Here is a 16,065-nt window from a genome sequence, read left to right on the forward strand (position 1 = left end):
GGCCCCATTGTGGCGGGCGTCAGGGGGCGAGCCACGCCGAGGTGTAGCTGTCGATCTCCTGACGGATGCGGACCTTGCCCGCCTCGTCGAGGAAGGAGGCGTCGACGGCGTTCCTGGCGAGGGCCGCGAGACCCTGTTCGTCGAGCTCCAGCAGGCGGGCGGCGACCGCGTACTCGTTGTTGAGGTCGGTGCCGAACATCGGCGGATCGTCGGAGTTGACCGTGATGACGATCCCCGCCTCGGCGAACTCCTTGATCGGGTGCTCGTCCAGGGTGCGGACCGCGCGTGTGGCGATGTTCGACGTCGGGCAGACCTCCAGCGGGATCCGGTGCTCGGCAAGGTGCGCGAGGAGTTTCTGGTCCTGGAAGGAACTGGTGCCGTGCCCGATGCGCTCGGCGTGCAGGTGAGTGATCGCGTCCCACACCGTCTCCGGGCCGGTGGTCTCCCCGGCGTGCGGCACGGAACGCAGACCGGCGGCGACGGCCCGGTCGAAGTACGGCTTGAACTGCGGCCGCGGCACCCCGATCTCGGGCCCGCCGAGCCCGAACGACACCAGCCCCTCCGGCCGCAGCCGGTCGTCGGTCGCGAGCCGCGTCGTCTCCTGTGCCGCCTCCAGGCCGGCCTCGCCGGGAATGTCGAAGCACCAGCGCAGCACGGTCCCGAACTCGGCCTCGGCCGCCTTGCGCGCGTCCTCGATCGCGTCCATGAAGGCACGCTCGTCGATGTTGCGGCGGGTCGAGGACCACGGCGTGATGGTCAGCTCGGCGTACCGCACCTGCTGCCGGGCCAGATCCCGGGCCACCTCGTACGTCAGCAGCCGTACGTCCTCCGGGGTGCGGATCAGGTCGACGACGGACAGATACACGTCGATGAAGTGCGCGAAGTCCGTGAACGTGAAGTAGTCGACCAGGGCCTCGGGGTCGGTGGGCACCGTGGAGTCGGGGTGCCGGGCGGCGAGTTCCGAGACGATCCGGGGGGAGGCGGAGCCGACGTGGTGGACGTGCAGTTCGGCCTTGGGCAGTCCGGCGATGAAGGCGTGCAGGTCACGCGGCACGGCAGCGGACGCGTCGAGATGCTCGGTCAAGAGTTCCTCCCCGGAACGGCGCCCCGGGCGGCTTCGGCCTGGCGGGGCGCGGGTGATCGGCTGATCGGTGGGTCGGGATCATCGTAGGCCGGGGGTTCGGTCCGCGGGGTGGGGGCGTGGTCGCGTGGGACAGGGTGGGGTGAGACGGGGTGGGGTGGGGCAGGGAAGGCCGGGCAGGACAGGGAAGGCTTGGGCGGGGCGGGGTGGGCGCCGGGCCGTTGGCGATGGGCCACGGGCCACGGACTGTTGGCCATGGGCCCCGGCCCGGGTCTCCCGGCTCGGGCCGTAGCATGACGGAACGTTCGACAGAGGGGATTCCGCGCATGTCCGACGACGCGCAGACGCCGGCCGCCCGCGACCCGTGGGCCGCACCGTCGGAGGCCGGCTCGCGCGACACGGCCCCCAAGGTCCCCCTGGCCAAGCCGGACAGCCCCGCCGCCCCCGCCCCGGAACCGAACCCGTGGTCATCACCTGCGACCGACGCCCAGGCGGGCCCCGGCCACACGGTCGCAGGCCAGGGAGCCGGGTACACGGTCGCCGGGCACGGCCCTGGTGAGAGGCCCGACGAGCCCGGCCCGGCCACCCCGCCGCGGCCTTCCGTCCATGACCAGCTGACGGTCACGTCCTTGCCCGGCATCGACGACACACCGCCCCCCTCCCAGCCCTGGGCCACCCCCTTCACCCCACAGGGCCCGACGCCCCCGACGGGCGGTCCGGCCACCCCCTTCGCCCCGCCCGGCGCGACGCCCTCGATGGGCGGTCCGGCCAACCCCTTCGCCCCGCCCCACCCCACGGCGCACGCGAGCGGATCTGCCGCCCTCTTCGCCCCTCATGCCCACGGCGAGCCGATCCCCCCGCCGCCCATCGCCCCCGACGGCCCCGGCCAGGTCCCGTACGGCTACGGCTATCCGCCCCAGGCCGGTTACGGCGGGCCGGGCCCGCAGTCCCAGGGCGGATCGGGCTACTACAACTGGCCCGGCGTGACGCCCATGCCCAGCAACGGCATGGGCACCGCCGCCCTCGTGCTCGGCATCATCGCGGTGGTCGTCTTCTGTCTGTGGCCGATCGCGGTCGTGCTGGGTGTACTGGCCGTGATCTTCGGCGCGATCAGCCGCGGCAAGGCCCGCCGGGGCGAGTCGACGAACCCGGGCCAGGCCCTCGCGGGGATCATCTGCGGCGCCGTGGGCATCGTGCTCGGCGCGGTCATGATCGCGGCCACGATCGCCCACCTCTGACGGCCAGGCCGCCCGGCAACGCCGGGGTCTCCCGGCCCCCAGTGGGTGATCCCGAGAGAGCGGGCCCGAGAGGGTGGACGCGTGTGTTCAGCGCGGCAGCCGGCTCACCGGTTCCGGCACTCGCGCCGAGCCGACTCGGGCAACCCCCGCCGCGCACCCCCGCCGAGCCGGTTCCGGCACTCGCGCCCAGTCGACTCAGTCGCCCCAGCCGAGCCGACTCCGGCACCCCCCGTCCCGTCGACTCAGGCGCCCCCGCCCAGTCGCCCCCGCGCCTCCATCAACGCGAACCCCAGCAGGTTCGCCCCCCGCCACCGCTCCGGATCCATCGCCGCCTCGGTGTCCGCCGCCAGGCCGATGCCCCACACGCGGTCCATGGGGCTCGCCTCGACCAGGACCCGGTCGCCCGTGCCCAGCAGGAACTCCCGCAGATCCGGGTGCGCGGTGAACTTGTGGACGCTGCCCTCGACCACGATCGCGAAGCGCTCGCGCTTCCATATCTCCTCGTCGAAGCCGCGCACCAGCCGCCCCGCCTTCTTCGCGAGAGACGGATGGTCCGCGGCCAGCACCTGCCGCTCCGCCTCCGCGTCGTCGAACAGCCGCGCCTTGGCCGCCATCATCCAGTGCTCGGCCGTCGCATACGCCTTCCCGTCCACCGTGAACGACGCCGGCCACCACTGACTCAGACAGCTCGACCCCACCCGGCCGTCCGCCCGTGCCCGGTGGCCCCAGAAGTGCAGATACTTGATGCGGGCCCCAGCGCGGACTTCCCTGACCAGGGCTTCCCGGGAGGCGATCCGCCCCGCGATCTCTCCCATGATCTCTTCCATGCACGCGAGTCTCGCAGGCACCACTGACACTCCGTCCCCCCTTTTGCGAGCTCACTCGACACCTGGTCGACAGATTCCGTCGCGTAACCAAAAGGAAACAACGGAATCACTTGTTGGACGCCATCAGCTCTGTCAGGATCGGCAGTCAAATCGAGCTGGAGCTACGCCACCCACCTCATGAGCCGCGGGGCGACGGCGGAGGAGAGCGACATGCACAACCCGGGTCATAACACCCCGGAACGATTCCCGGCGCAGGACCGCTTCGCGGACGGAGCGCAGTTCATCGCGGGGAGCCTCACGAAGGGCACCTCCGGTCGTACGCACGCGGTCGTCGACCCGGCGACCGGCGACGAGGTGTACACGTACGAACTCGCCGGTCCCGACGACGTCGACGCGGCGGTGGCCGCCGCGCGCGAGGCCTTCCCCGGCTGGGCCGCCACCACCCCGGGTGAGCGCTCCGACGCGCTGCACCGCTTCGCCGCCGTGCTCGCGGACCGCGCCGAGGAGTTCGCCCGCGCCGAGTCCCTGCAGTGCGGCAAGCCGCTGAAGCTGACGCGTGAGTTCGACGTGCCGGGCACCATCGACAACACCTCCTTCTTCGCGGGCGCCGCCCGGCATCTGCAGGGGCAGTCCGCCGGCGAGTACTCCGGCGACCACACCTCTTACGTACGCCGGGAACCCATCGGTGTCGTCGGGTCGATCGCGCCCTGGAACTACCCCCTCCAGATGGCCGCCTGGAAGATCCTTCCGGCGATCGCCGCGGGCAACACCATCGTGCTGAAGCCCGCCGAGCTCACCCCGCTCACCTCACTGCTGTTCGCCCAGGCGGCGACCGACGCCGGCCTCCCGGACGGTGTGATCAACATCGTCACCGGCACCGGAAGGGAAGCGGGCGAGCACCTCGTCGCTCACCCCGACGTCGTCATGACCTCGTTCACCGGTTCCACCGCCGTCGGCAAGCGCGTCGCCGAGGTCGCCACCGCGACCGTCAAGCGCATCCACCTGGAGCTGGGCGGCAAGGCCCCCTTCGTGGTCTTCGACGACGCCGACCTGGAGGCCGCCACAAACGGCGCGGTCGCGGGCGCGCTCATCAACACCGGCCAGGACTGCACGGCCGCCACGCGCGCGTACGTACAGCGCCCGCTCTACGAGGCGTTCGTCGAGCGGACTGCCGCCCTCATGGAGAGCGTCCGGCTCGGCGACCCCTTCGCCCCCGGCACCGACCTCGGCCCGCTGATCTCGCACGTCCAGCGCGACCGCGTCGCCGGTTTCGTCGACCGGGCGCGCTCCTACGCGCGCGTGGTGACCGGCGGCGAGGCTCCCGGGGGAGCTCTGGAGAACGGCGCGTACTACCGCCCCACCCTCGTCGCGGACGCCGACCAGGACAGCGAGATCGTCCAGTCCGAGATCTTCGGGCCGGTCCTGGTGGTCCTGCCGTTCGACAGCGACGAGGATGGGATCAGGCTCGCCAACGACACCCCGTACGGCCTCGCCGCCTCCGCCTGGAGCCGCGACGTCTACCGGGCGAACCGCGCCACCCGCGAGATCAAGGCGGGCTGCGTGTGGATCAACGATCACATCCCGATCATCAGCGAGATGCCACACGGCGGCTACAAGGCGTCCGGCTTCGGCAAGGACATGTCCACGTACTCCTTCGAGGAGTACACCCAGGTCAAGCACGTCATGTTCGACAACACCGCGGTGGCCAGGAAGGACTGGCACCGCACCATCTTCGGGGACCGATAGCAGAACTCACGGTCGCCCGCAGGCGGCCGCCACCTCCCGAAAGGGCAGCACGCGCATGGAGCAGTACGAGCCCGACCGCCTGTCACCGGCCACCGCGGCCGCCGTGCGACGCAGTCTCCGCAACGGACGGGCCGCCATGACCCGTCGTTCGGTGCTGCGGGCCTCCGCGGGCGGCGCGCTCGCCGCCGGCGGCATAGCGGCACTGAGCGGCTGCGGGATCCCCGCGGCCGGCACATCGCAGGGCGGCGTGTCCGCCGACGACCACTCGGCGAAGGAGAAGGTGATCAACTTCTCCAACTGGCCCGAGTACATCGACGTCGACGACAGCGGCAAGCGCCACCCGACGCTGGACGCGTTCCGCAAGCGGACCGGCATCCAGGTCAAGTACACCGAGGACATCAACGACAACGACGAGTTCTTCGGCAAGATCCAGCCGCAGCTCGCCGCGGGCCAGGACACCGGCCGCGACCTCATCGTGCTCACCGACTGGCTGGCCGCCCGCATGATCCGCCTGGGCTACGTCCAGAAACTGGACGCGGCCAACCTGCCCCACGCCTATGCCAACCTGTCGGACCAGTTCCGCAGCCCGGACTGGGACCCGGGCCGTGCCTATTCGTATGTGTGGCAGGGCATCTCGACCGTCGTCGCGTTCAACAAGAAGGCGCTCGACGGCGTCGAGGTGAAGTCGGTCTCCGACCTGCTCGACAACCCCGCGCTCAAGGGCCGGGTCGGCCTGCTGACGGAGATGCGCGACACCGTCGGCATGACCATGCTCGACATGGGCAAGGACCCGGCGAAGTTCACCGACGACGACTACGACACGGTGATCGCCCGCCTGCAGAAGGCCGTCGACAAGGGCCAGATCCGCCGCTTCACCGGCAACGACTACACCTCGGACCTCAGCAAGGGCGACCTCGCGGCCTGTGTCGCGTGGGGCGGGGACATCGTCCAGCTCCAGACGGACAACCCCGACGTCGGCTACGTCATCCCCGACAGCGGCTACATGACGTCCACGGACAACCTGCTGATCCCCAACAAGGCACGTCACAAGACGAACGCCGAGCGGCTCATCGACTACTACTACGAGCCGGGGCCGGCCGCCGACCTCGCCGCCTACATCAACTACGTGAGTCCGGTCGCGGACGTCAAGCCGTACCTCGCCAAGATCGACAAGTCGGCGGCGAACAACCCGCTGATCCTTCCCGACAAAGCCATGCAGGCGAAGTCCGTCGCCTTCCGCTCGCTGAGCTCGAAGGAAGAGACGGCCTACCAGCAGAAGTTCGCGAAGCTCACAGGGGCGTGACGAAGATGACCACAGACAGCAGCGGCGACGTCCGCCTCTCCGGCATCAGCAAGACCTACGGCTCCTTCACCGCCGTGCACCCGCTCGACCTGACCGTGCCGCGGGGATCCTTCTTCGCCCTGCTCGGCGCCTCGGGCTGCGGCAAGACCACCACCCTGCGCATGATCGCCGGTCTGGAGGAGCCCAGCAGCGGCACCGTCCACCTCGGTGACCAGGAGGTCACCCAACTGCCGCCCTACAAGCGGCCGGTGAACACCGTCTTCCAGTCCTACGCCCTCTTCCCGCACCTCGACATCTTCGAGAACATCGCTTTCGGCCTGCGCCGGCGCGGCATCAAGAGCGTGAAGAAGCAGGTCGAGGAGATGCTCGACCTGGTCCAGCTCGGCGAGCAGGCGCGCAAGAAGCCGCACCAGCTCTCCGGCGGTCAGCAGCAGCGTGTCGCGGTCGCCCGCGCGCTGATCAACACGCCCAAGGTGCTCCTCCTCGACGAGCCCCTCGGTGCCCTCGACCTCAAGCTGCGCCGTCAGATGCAGCTGGAGCTCAAGCGCATCCAGACCGAGGTCGGCATCACCTTCATCCACGTCACGCACGACCAGGAGGAGGCCATGACGATGGCCGACACGGTCGCCGTGATGAACGCGGGCCGCGTCGAGCAGCTCGGTTCGCCCGCCGACCTCTACGAAAACCCCCACACCACCTTCGTCGCCAACTTCCTGGGCACCTCCAACCTCATCGAGGCGGAGGTCGACTCCAAGAGCGACGGCGACATCGTCCTGAAGGCGGGCGGCGGCAAGCTGGTGCTGCCCGAGTCGCGCTGCTCCGCGCCGACGACGACCGGCGGCAAGGTCCTGGTCGGCGTCCGCCCCGAGAAGATCTCCCTCACGCACGCCGACGAGGCGGGCGAGATCGACGAGAACCGCAACCGCATCACCGGAAGGATCGCCGACTCCAGCTTCATCGGCGTCTCCACGCAGTACGTCATCGACAGCCCGGTCTGCCCCGAGTTCGAGGTCTACGCGCAGAACATCGACCGCGACGCCCGGCTGGTGCCCGGCGCCGAGGTCGTCCTGCACTGGAACCCGGCGCACACCTTCGGCCTGGACGCGGATCAGGACATCGACGCCGGGGTGGCCGAGGTCGAGGAGGAGGCCGCCTGATGGCCACGCTCAGTGAGGCGCCACCCCTGGCGCCGGTCCCCGAGAAGAAGCCCCCGCGCAAGCGGGGCCGCCTGGTGCCGTACTGGCTCCTGCTCCCCGGCCTCCTCTGGCTGGTCATCTTCTTCGCGCTGCCGATGATCTACCAGGCCTCCACGTCCGTGCAGACGGGCTCCCTGGAGGGGGGCTACAAGGTCACCTGGCACCTCGCCACCTACTGGGACGCGATGTCCGAGTACTGGCCGCAGTTCCTGCGCTCGCTCCTGTACGCCGGTGCCGCGACGATCCTGTGCCTCGTCCTCGGCTACCCGCTCGCGTACCTGATCGCCTTCCGCGCGGGCCGCTGGCGGAACCTGATCATGGTCCTGGTGATCGCGCCGTTCTTCACCAGCTTCCTGATCCGCACCCTCGCCTGGAAGACGATCCTCGCGGACAGCGGACCGGTGGTGAGCACCCTCAACACGCTGCACGTCCTGGACGTCACCAACTGGCTCGGCTGGACCTCCGGCGACCGTGTGCTGGCCACCCCGCTCGCGGTGGTCTGCGGACTGACGTACAACTTCCTGCCGTTCATGATCCTGCCGCTCTACACCTCGCTGGAACGCATCGACGGGCGGCTCCACGAGGCGGCCGGCGACCTGTACGCCAGGCCCTGGACCACCTTCCGCAGGGTGACCTTCCCGCTGTCGATGCCCGGCGTGGTCTCCGGCACGCTGCTGACCTTCATCCCGGCGGCCGGCGACTACGTCAACGCCGAACTCCTCGGCTCCACCGACACCCGCATGATCGGAAACGTCATCCAGACGCAGTTCCTGAGAATTCTGGACTATCCGACGGCCGCGGCCCTCTCCTTCATCCTCATGGCTGCGATTCTGCTCATGGTGACCATCTACATTCGCCGGGCCGGGACGGAGGATCTGGTTTAAATGCCTGTCGTCAATTGGCTCAAACGCCATCTCGTCGTCATCGCGGGACTGCTGACACTCGGATATCTGCTCCTTCCGAACGTCGTCGTCACGGTGTTCTCCTTCAACAAACCGAAGGGGCGCTTCAACTACGAATGGCAGCAGTTCTCCACGGCCGCGTGGAAGGATCCGTGCGGCGTCGCCGACATGTGCGGATCGCTGTCGATCAGCCTCCAGATCGCCTTCTGGGCGACGGCCGGCGCCACGATCCTCGGCACGATGATCGCCTTCGCGCTGGTCCGCTACCGGTTCCGCGCGCGGGGCACGGTGAACTCGCTGATCTTCCTGCCGATGGCGATGCCCGAGGTCGTCATGGCGGCCTCGCTGCTCACCCTGTTCCTCAACCTGGGTGCCCAGCTGGGCTTCTGGACGATCCTGATCGCCCACATCATGTTCTGCCTCAGCTTCGTCGTCGTCGCCGTCAAGGCGCGCGTGATGTCGATGGACCCGCGCCTGGAGCAGGCGGCACAGGACCTCTACGCCGGTCCGGCGCAGACCTTCCTGCGCGTCACCCTGCCCATCGCGGCGCCCGGAATCGCCGCGGGTGCGCTGCTGTCCTTCGCGCTCTCCTTCGACGATTTCATCATCACCAACTTCAACGCGGGCTCGACCGTCACCTTCCCCATGTTCGTCTGGGGCTCGGCACAGCGCGGAACGCCCGTCCAGATCAATGTCATCGGTACGGCCATGTTCCTCGTCGCCGTACTCCTTGTGCTTTCCTCGATGCTTATCGGCAATCGCCGAAACAAGCAGAAGGCATAATCGCAGAAGCCCTGTAGGGAGTTGAAATCATGGCCCCAGGCGCCATGCCCCTCAATTCTGGGGGAAATACCCCCGGACCCCCTAGTTGGACAAAGTCACTCTCCGACGCACAGCCGGTCCCGTTCTGGCTGGAAGACCCCGGCAAGCCTCACGCCGAGCCCGCGCTCACCGGCGCCGAGACCTGCGACCTTCTGGTCGTCGGCGGCGGCTACAGCGGACTGTGGACCGCGCTCATCGCCAAGGAGCGCGACCCCGGACGGGACGTCGTCCTGCTGGAAGGCCGCGAGGTGGGCTGGGCCGCCTCGGGCCGCAACGGCGGTTTCTGCGCCGCTTCCCTCACTCACGGCCTGCCGAACGGTCTGACCCGCTGGCCGGACGAGATCCACAGGCTGCAGGAGCTGGGCGCACGCAACCTCGACGAGATCGAGAAGGCGGTCGCCCGCCACTCCCTGGACTGCGACTTCGAGCGCACCGGCGAGATCGACGTGGCCACCGAGACGTACCAGGCGTGGGAACTGCGCGACTGGTACGAGGAGATGGAGCGCGAGGGCCTCGCCGACGGCGTCGAGTTCCTGGACGCCGAAGCGGTGCGGGAACAAGTCGACTCACCGACATTCCAGGCGGGCCTGTGGGACCGCCGGGGCGTGGCCATGCTCCACCCGGCCAAGCTTGCCTGGGGCCTGAAACGTGCCTGCCTCGCGCTCGGCGTGCGCGTCTACGAACACACTCCGGCCCTGACCCTGAAGCCGTACGGCGCCGGCATGACCGTACGCACCCCCTACGGTTCCGTCCGCGCCCGCAAGGTCGCGCTCGGCACCAACATCTTCCCGAACCTGGTCAAGCGCGTACGGGCGTACACCGTCCCGGTCTACGACTACGCGATGATGACCGAGCCGCTCAGCGACGAGCAGCTGGCGTCGATCGGCTGGAAGAACCGCCAGGGCCTCGGGGACAGCGCCAACCAGTTCCACTACTTCCGGCTGTCCGCCGACAACCGGATCCTGTGGGGCGGTTACGACGCGGTCCACCACTACGGCGGCCGGGTGCGCGCCGAGTACGACGACCGCCCGGAGACGTACGCCAAGCTGGCCGGGCACTTCTTCACCTGCTTCCCGCAGTTGGAGGGCGTCCGCTTCACGCACACCTGGGGCGGCGCGATCGACACCTGCTCGCGCTTCTCCGCGTTCTTCGGCACCGCGCACCACGGCAACGTCGCCTACGCGGCGGGCTACACCGGTCTCGGCGTGGGTGCCACCCGCTTCGGCGCCGAGGTGATGCTGGACCTGCTGGCGGGGGAGACCACGGAACGCACCTCCCTCGAAATGGTCCGCAAGAAGCCGCTGCCCTTCCCGCCCGAGCCGTTCGCCTGGACCGGTATCGCGCTCACCAAGTGGTCGCTGGCCCGCGCCGATGCGCACGGCGGCCGGCGGAACCTCTGGCTGCGGACGATGGACAGAATGGGCCTGGGGTTCGACAGCTGAATGCGATCCAGTGTGATCCAGCTCACTTCAGTTGGCTGTGGAAACCCGCGTAATGCCTGCCAGGAAACCTCCCTCTCTCCCTTGGCGCGATCAGCGTCGATCAGCGTCAAGGAGAGACAGGGAGGCTCCACATGGCTGGGGCGAAAACGGCGGTCGAGTGGCTGGCATCCGTTGCTCCGGATCCCGAGGCCTGCCGCCTGGAGTGGGAGCGCAACCCCCTGGGAATCGCGCTGCTGCCCGCCGGCAGGGCCTGGGACGTACTCATCCTGCCGAGCCGGCTCGGCTATCCCACGCTCGATGTCCTCACCCGCATCCTCGACCGGCCGGGGCCGGTCCTGGTCGACTTCGGGGACGCGCGCATCGGCTTCCTCGTGCCGCCGGGCACCGCGGCCCGCTGGCTCGGTACGGGCATCCGCACCGCGGGAGGCGGCACCTGGATCGTGGTGCCGTACCCGGGGCGGTCGACCGGTGGGGTGCGCTGGCTGATCCCACCGGACGGCTCGGGCACCCTCACCGACCCCGCGCTCCTCGAACTGGCGATGCACGAGGCGGCAGCGGGGCTGGCGAGCGAGGAGGGCACATGGCGGGCCGGTGACACATGACGGGCCGCTGATGGCCAGAGGCCTACTCGTCCTCCGTGGAGCTCTCGCGGCGGCCACCCGTGCGGCCGACGCGAACCAGGAAGATCCACAAAGACGTGAGCAGCACCGTGCACAGGCACCAACTGGCCACGACGTCCAGTGGCCAGTGGTAGCCGCGCCGGACCAGGCCGAACCCGACGGCGAGCGTGACGACGGCGCAGGCGGTGACCAGCGCGCGGCGGGAGTACGCCGTGCGCAGCCAGGGGAGCAGGAGCAGGGTCGCCGAGCCGTAGGCGACGGTGGCCGTCGCGGTGTGGCCGGACGGGTAGTAGCCGGTCGCCGGGGGCATGACGGGGGTGCTCGGGCGGTCGACCAGCGCCTTGAGGGGCACGATCAGGGCCGGGACCAGCGCCATCACCAGGGCCGCCGCGAGGGGCGGCAGCCACCAGCGGTACATCCCGGACGCCCGGCCCCGCCAGGCCACGTAGGCCAGGACTACGGCGAGCACCGGCACCGCGACCTGGACATTGCCCAGGTCGGAGAGGCGCTCGGAGAAACGGTCCGGATGCGTGAGGGCGAGGCTGACCCTTCGGTCCACGCGCAGAAGCAGGCCGTCGGAGACGACCTGCCAGGTGATCAGCGCGAAGAGAAGGGCGGGAAGCCCGAGAAGGAGAAGAAAGGAGGCCGGCCGCCCCGGAACAGGGGGGGTGGTTCCGGGGCGGCCGATCAGATCGGATCGACGCCCACCCCGGGGGGTTTGGGGCGGGCGACTGTCCGATCGGTGAGGAGATCCGGAGCCAAAGGCTCCGTGTGTGTGCGCGAGGGCACGACCAGGGCGAAGCTGGGGAGGCCCCGTCCTGATGTCGCCCACAGTCCCCTGTGGGCGGGGTGTATCTCTCATCTGGGTAGAACCTACGACAGCCGAAGCGCTCAGGACAGGCGGAATCGCGTTACGCCATCCACCTCGCACACCTTCTTCACACGGCCTGACGGCGGCCGCCCCGGCCCCGGAATCGCAGGGGCTGCAAGGGCTGGGGCGGATGGTGCTCATGTGGTGTGCACCCTGTGTGTGAGCTGCGGATTCCGTTGGTCTCAGATGCGCGTGAAGGCCTGCTCGATGATGTCGAGACCCTCGCTCAGCAGGTCCTCGCCGATGACCAGCGGGGGCAGGAAACGCAGCACGTTGCCGTACGTGCCACAGGTCAGGACCAGCAGGCCCTCCTGGTGGCAGGCCTTGGCGAGCGCGGCGGCCGCCTCCGGGTTCGGCTCCTTGGTCGCGCGGTCCTTGACCAGCTCGATGGCGATCATCGCGCCCCGGCCCCGCACGTCGCCGATGATGTCGAACTTCTCGGCGATGGCACCGAGGCGGCTCTTCATGACCGCCTCGATGTTCTTCGCCCTGGCGTTGAGGTCGAGCTCCTTCATGGTCTCGATGGCGCCCAGCGCACCGGCACAGGCGACCGGGTTGCCGCCGTAGGTGCCGCCGAGGCCGCCGGCGTGCGCGGCGTCCATGATCTCGGCGCGGCCGGTCACGGCGGCGAGCGGGAGACCGCCCGCGATGCCCTTCGCCGTCGTGATCAGGTCGGGGACGATGCCCTCGTCCTCACAGGCGAACCACTGGCCCGTACGGCAGAACCCGGACTGGATCTCGTCGGCGACGAACACGATCCCGTTGTCCTGGGCGAACCGGCTGATCGCCGGCAGGAAGCCCTTCGCCGGCTCGATGAAGCCGCCCTCGCCGAGCAGCGGCTCGATGATGATCGCGGCGACGTTCTCGGCGCCGACCTGCTTGCTGATCTGGTCGATGGCCTGCGCGGCGGCCTCGGGGCCGGCGTTCTCCGGACCGGTCGGCCAGCGGTAGCCGTACGCGACCGGGACGCGGTAGACCTCGGGCGCGAACGGACCGAAGCCGTGCTTGTACGGCATGTTCTTGGCCGTGAGCGCCATCGTGAGGTTGGTACGCCCGTGGTACCCGTGGTCGAACACGACCACGGCCTGCCGCCTGGTGTACGCACGCGCGATCTTGACGGCGTTCTCGACGGCCTCGGCGCCACTGTTGAACAGGGCGGACTTCTTGGCGTGTTCACCGGGGGTGAGCTCGGCGAGGGCCTCGGCGACCTCGACGTAGCCCTCGTACGGAGTGACCATGAAACAGGTGTGGGTGAAGTCGGCGAGCTGCGCGGAGGCGCGGCGTACGACGGCCTCGGCGGACGCGCCGACGGACGTCACGGCGATTCCCGAACCGAAGTCGATGAGCCGGTTCCCGTCGACGTCCTCGATGATCCCGCCGCCTGCACGCGCGGTGAACACCGGCAGCACGGAGCCCACGCCCTGCGCGACCGCGGCGGTACGGCGGGCCTGCAGTTCCTGCGACTTCGGACCGGGGATGGCGGTGACGATCCGGCGCTCCTGCGGAAGTGCACTCATGAGGGGCTCCTGGGGGTGTGCGGCCTTGCGGACTCTTGCCTTCTTTTCTCGCAGGTTAGGGCCGGGAGAGGGGGGTGGGCATGCTCCATGTGGGCGCTGTCGGGGAAACGGGTTGTCCGTGGTGGACATGGCGAGGACGGCCGGACGGTCACCACCGGGTTCGGTTCCGCTCCCCGCCCGCGGCCGCGTAAGCGGTGAACTCCCTTGGCCGGGGCGTTAGATTGACCGCTGAGGACGGAACGGCTGGTCAGGGAGCGAGGGCGATGGACAGCGACGGGACGCACGACGCACGGGGCACGCACGCGAATCCTGTGCCGCGTCCGGCGGGGCCACCGCAGGTTCCGGCGATGCCGGCCCGGCCTCCCGCGGCGCCGGATGTGCCACCGCGGCCGGACGGGTCGGCGTTCCTGACGTGGCTGCGCGCGCCGCGGCCGGAGGTGGCGCCGGGCGTGTGGCGGTTCGGGCACCGGCCCCGGCCGGAGGAGGAGCCCGAACTCATCCCCGCCCGCCAGCTGGTCAGCGGCGCGGTGATCGCCTTCCTCGTCGGCTGGCTGATCTGGTCGCTGCTGTGGAACGGCTACCTCGGCGGCTGGTGGCTGCTCCCGCTCTACGCGATGATCCCCGGCTCCTGGGCCGAGCCCCACAGCTTCGCCTCGGTCGTGGTCGTCTACGCCTACTACGTGCTGATCGCCCTGGTCATCATGATCGGCGTCGGCAGGCTCGGACGGTGGGGCGAGATCTGGCGCCGCTACGGGCCGCCCGCCTGGAACCGGCGGTCGGCGCCCCGCACCGAGCGCCCGCCCGCCCCCGAACAGGACCCCGCCGAGTGGCCCCAGCTCCGCGCCGCCGGAGCCGTCGACGCCGCCGAGCGCCTCGCCGGCGAGGCCCGCTCCGGGCTGATGCGGGACGTGGACCACGCCCGGATCGTGCGCGCCTGGCAGGGCGTGCGCAGCGGCCGGCACACCCTCGCCGCGTTCACCGGCGCCGTGCTCAAGGACGGCGCCGCCGCCTGTCTGCACCCCTCCGGGGAGCGTGACCTGCCGGCCCGGCTCTCCCGGCACGACCTGCTGACCGGGCAGGTGCGGCTCGGCATCACCGCCGACGACCCCCGCAACCCGTACGCCTACCGCGGCGCCGGCCTCGGCCTCGACCCCGATCTGCTCGGCACCTCCCTGCTCGCCGTCGGCCCGGCCGGCTCGGGCAAGACCGGCACCGTGGTGCGGCCGCTCGCCGAGTCACTGTGCCTGCACGCCCTCGCCGGACGGGCCGCGGTCGTCGTGGTCGGCGCAGCGGGCGCGGGGCTCGGGCCGGTCGACGCGTACGACGTCGTCGTACGGATCGGGCATCCGGAATCGGTGTACGACCTGGACCTGTACGGCGGGAGCGGCGACCCCGACGAGGCCGCGGCCGTGCTGGCCGAGGCGCTGGTCGGGGACCTCGCCGATCCGCACCCGGGCAGTGACAGCCGTCGGTCCACGACCGTGCTCGCCCAGCTTCTGGGACCGTTCCGGGCGGTCCACGGCCGCTTCCCCTCCGTGCCGGAGCTGCGGCAGCTGCTCGACGGGGCGCCCGGTCCGCTGGACACGCTGCGCACGGCGCTGCAGGGCTCGGGTCAGGAGTCGCTGCTGCGTGAACTGGACGCGCGAGAGCGGCAGTTGGGGCACCCCGGTGATGTGGCGGCGGTGCTCGCGGACCGGGTGGCGCTGCTCGACCGGCCCGCGTTCGCCGCGTTCTTCGACACGTCCGGACAGTCCAAGCCGTTCTCCCTCAAGGCCCTCGACCACCCGGTGCGGGTCCGTATCGACCTGCCCGAGCGCGGGCACGCGGACGCCTCGCGGATGCTGGCGCGGCTGGTGCTCGCACAGTTCACGGCGAGCGTGGCGATGCGCGAGGACCGGTCGCTGTTCGCCTGTCTGGTGCTGGACGACGCGTCCGGGGTGGTGACCCCGGAGGCCGTGCGCGGGATCCAGCGGCTGCGGTCGGCGAACGCCGGCGCCGTGCTCACCCTGCGCTCCCTGGACGACGTACCGAGGCCGTTGCGCGGTCCGCTGCTCGGCTCCACCGGATGCCGGATGGCGCTGTCCGGGCTCACCCCGTGGGACGGCCAGGACTTCGCCGAGGTGTGGGGCAAGGAGTGGACCGAGGCGCGGGACGTCACCGACCGGCAGATCATCGCCGAGACCCCTGCGGGGAAGGCCCTGCACGTGCTGCGCCGCGTGATCACCGGCAAGGCGCCGACCCAGCGGGCCGTGACCGTCCGGCAGGTCGAACGCGAGCGGTGGTCGGCGTCCGAGCTGGCGCACGGGGTGCCGCCGGGGCATGCGGTGCTGTCGCTGACGAACGTGAAGGGGGAGCACGCGCCACCGCTGCTGGTGGATCTGAGGGGATAGGTCCCTCCTTCACAGCACACAGTGACCGTACGGTGAGGCAGAATCGGCAGAGGTCGTTCATACGTGGCGGCCAAAAGATCACGCTGTTCGCGTGATCTCCGCAGACTGTC

The 16,065-nt window shown here is 70.2% G+C and carries 12 protein-coding genes and 1 pseudogene; 9 read left to right on the forward strand and 4 right to left on the reverse strand.

The window, feature by feature from the left end:
- Window positions 1-19: 19 nt before the first annotated feature.
- Window positions 20-1,176 (reverse strand): annotated as a pseudogene (locus ACYUED_RS31955) (adenosine deaminase); the annotation flags it as partial.
- A 231-nt stretch (window positions 1,177-1,407) separates the two neighbouring features.
- Between ACYUED_RS31955 and ACYUED_RS31960 the strand changes: the two are divergent.
- Entirely contained in the window at window positions 1,408-2,319 is a 912-nt protein-coding gene (locus ACYUED_RS31960; protein ID WP_491287716.1) for a DUF4190 domain-containing protein, read from the forward strand.
- Between the two features lie 242 nt (window positions 2,320-2,561).
- Here ACYUED_RS31960 and ybiA read toward each other — a convergent pair whose 3' ends face one another.
- Window positions 2,562-3,146: a riboflavin biosynthesis intermediates N-glycosidase gene (ybiA, locus tag ACYUED_RS31965; RefSeq protein ID WP_491287717.1), complete on the reverse strand. Its 585-nt coding sequence runs from the start codon at window positions 3,144-3,146 to the stop codon at window positions 2,562-2,564.
- Between the two features lie 210 nt (window positions 3,147-3,356).
- On the opposite strand from ybiA, the gene ACYUED_RS31970 reads away from it, so the two are divergent.
- From ACYUED_RS31970 to ACYUED_RS32000, 7 genes are all read left to right on the forward strand, one after another.
- On the forward strand, window positions 3,357-4,892 hold the full coding sequence (locus ACYUED_RS31970; protein WP_491287719.1) for a gamma-aminobutyraldehyde dehydrogenase: 1,536 nt from the start codon (window positions 3,357-3,359) through the stop codon (window positions 4,890-4,892).
- A 55-nt stretch (window positions 4,893-4,947) separates the two neighbouring features.
- The gene (locus tag ACYUED_RS31975) at window positions 4,948-6,195 is read left to right on the forward strand and encodes an ABC transporter substrate-binding protein (protein WP_491287721.1); all 1,248 of its coding nucleotides are present in this window, start codon (window positions 4,948-4,950) and stop codon (window positions 6,193-6,195) included.
- Between the two features lie 5 nt (window positions 6,196-6,200).
- Window positions 6,201-7,352, forward strand: a complete 1,152-nt coding sequence (locus tag ACYUED_RS31980; protein ID WP_491287723.1) for an ABC transporter ATP-binding protein — start codon at window positions 6,201-6,203, stop codon at window positions 7,350-7,352.
- Entirely contained in the window at window positions 7,352-8,275 is a 924-nt protein-coding gene (locus ACYUED_RS31985; protein WP_491287726.1) for an ABC transporter permease, read from the forward strand. The genes ACYUED_RS31980 and ACYUED_RS31985 overlap by 1 nt, the downstream gene beginning before the upstream one ends.
- Window positions 8,276-9,076, forward strand: a complete 801-nt coding sequence (locus tag ACYUED_RS31990; protein ID WP_491287728.1) for an ABC transporter permease — start codon at window positions 8,276-8,278, stop codon at window positions 9,074-9,076.
- A 29-nt stretch (window positions 9,077-9,105) separates the two neighbouring features.
- Window positions 9,106-10,557 (forward strand): NAD(P)/FAD-dependent oxidoreductase, encoded by a 1,452-nt coding sequence (locus tag ACYUED_RS31995; protein ID WP_491287731.1) that lies wholly within the window; start codon window positions 9,106-9,108, stop codon window positions 10,555-10,557.
- 131 nt (window positions 10,558-10,688) lie between these two features.
- Complete coding sequence (locus ACYUED_RS32000) at window positions 10,689-11,159, forward strand: hypothetical protein (RefSeq protein ID WP_491287733.1); 471 nt, start codon at window positions 10,689-10,691, stop codon at window positions 11,157-11,159.
- Between the two features lie 22 nt (window positions 11,160-11,181).
- On the opposite strand, the gene ACYUED_RS32005 is transcribed toward ACYUED_RS32000, so the two are convergent.
- Window positions 11,182-12,009 (reverse strand): phosphatase PAP2 family protein, encoded by an 828-nt coding sequence (locus tag ACYUED_RS32005; RefSeq protein WP_491294526.1) that lies wholly within the window; start codon window positions 12,007-12,009, stop codon window positions 11,182-11,184.
- A gap of 221 nt (window positions 12,010-12,230) precedes the next feature.
- Window positions 12,231-13,565 carry a 4-aminobutyrate--2-oxoglutarate transaminase gene (gene gabT, locus ACYUED_RS32010; RefSeq protein ID WP_491287735.1) on the reverse strand — a complete coding sequence of 445 codons (1,335 nt, stop codon included), beginning with the start codon at window positions 13,563-13,565 and terminating at the stop codon, window positions 12,231-12,233.
- A gap of 263 nt (window positions 13,566-13,828) precedes the next feature.
- Here gabT and ACYUED_RS32015 point away from each other — a divergent pair, with 263 nt between their 5' ends.
- Window positions 13,829-15,955: an ATP-binding protein gene (locus ACYUED_RS32015; protein WP_266926542.1), complete on the forward strand. Its 2,127-nt coding sequence runs from the start codon at window positions 13,829-13,831 to the stop codon at window positions 15,953-15,955.
- Window positions 15,956-16,065: the final 110 nt, after the last annotated feature.

The sequence above is a fragment of the Streptomyces sp. DF42 genome (genome assembly GCF_058267695.1).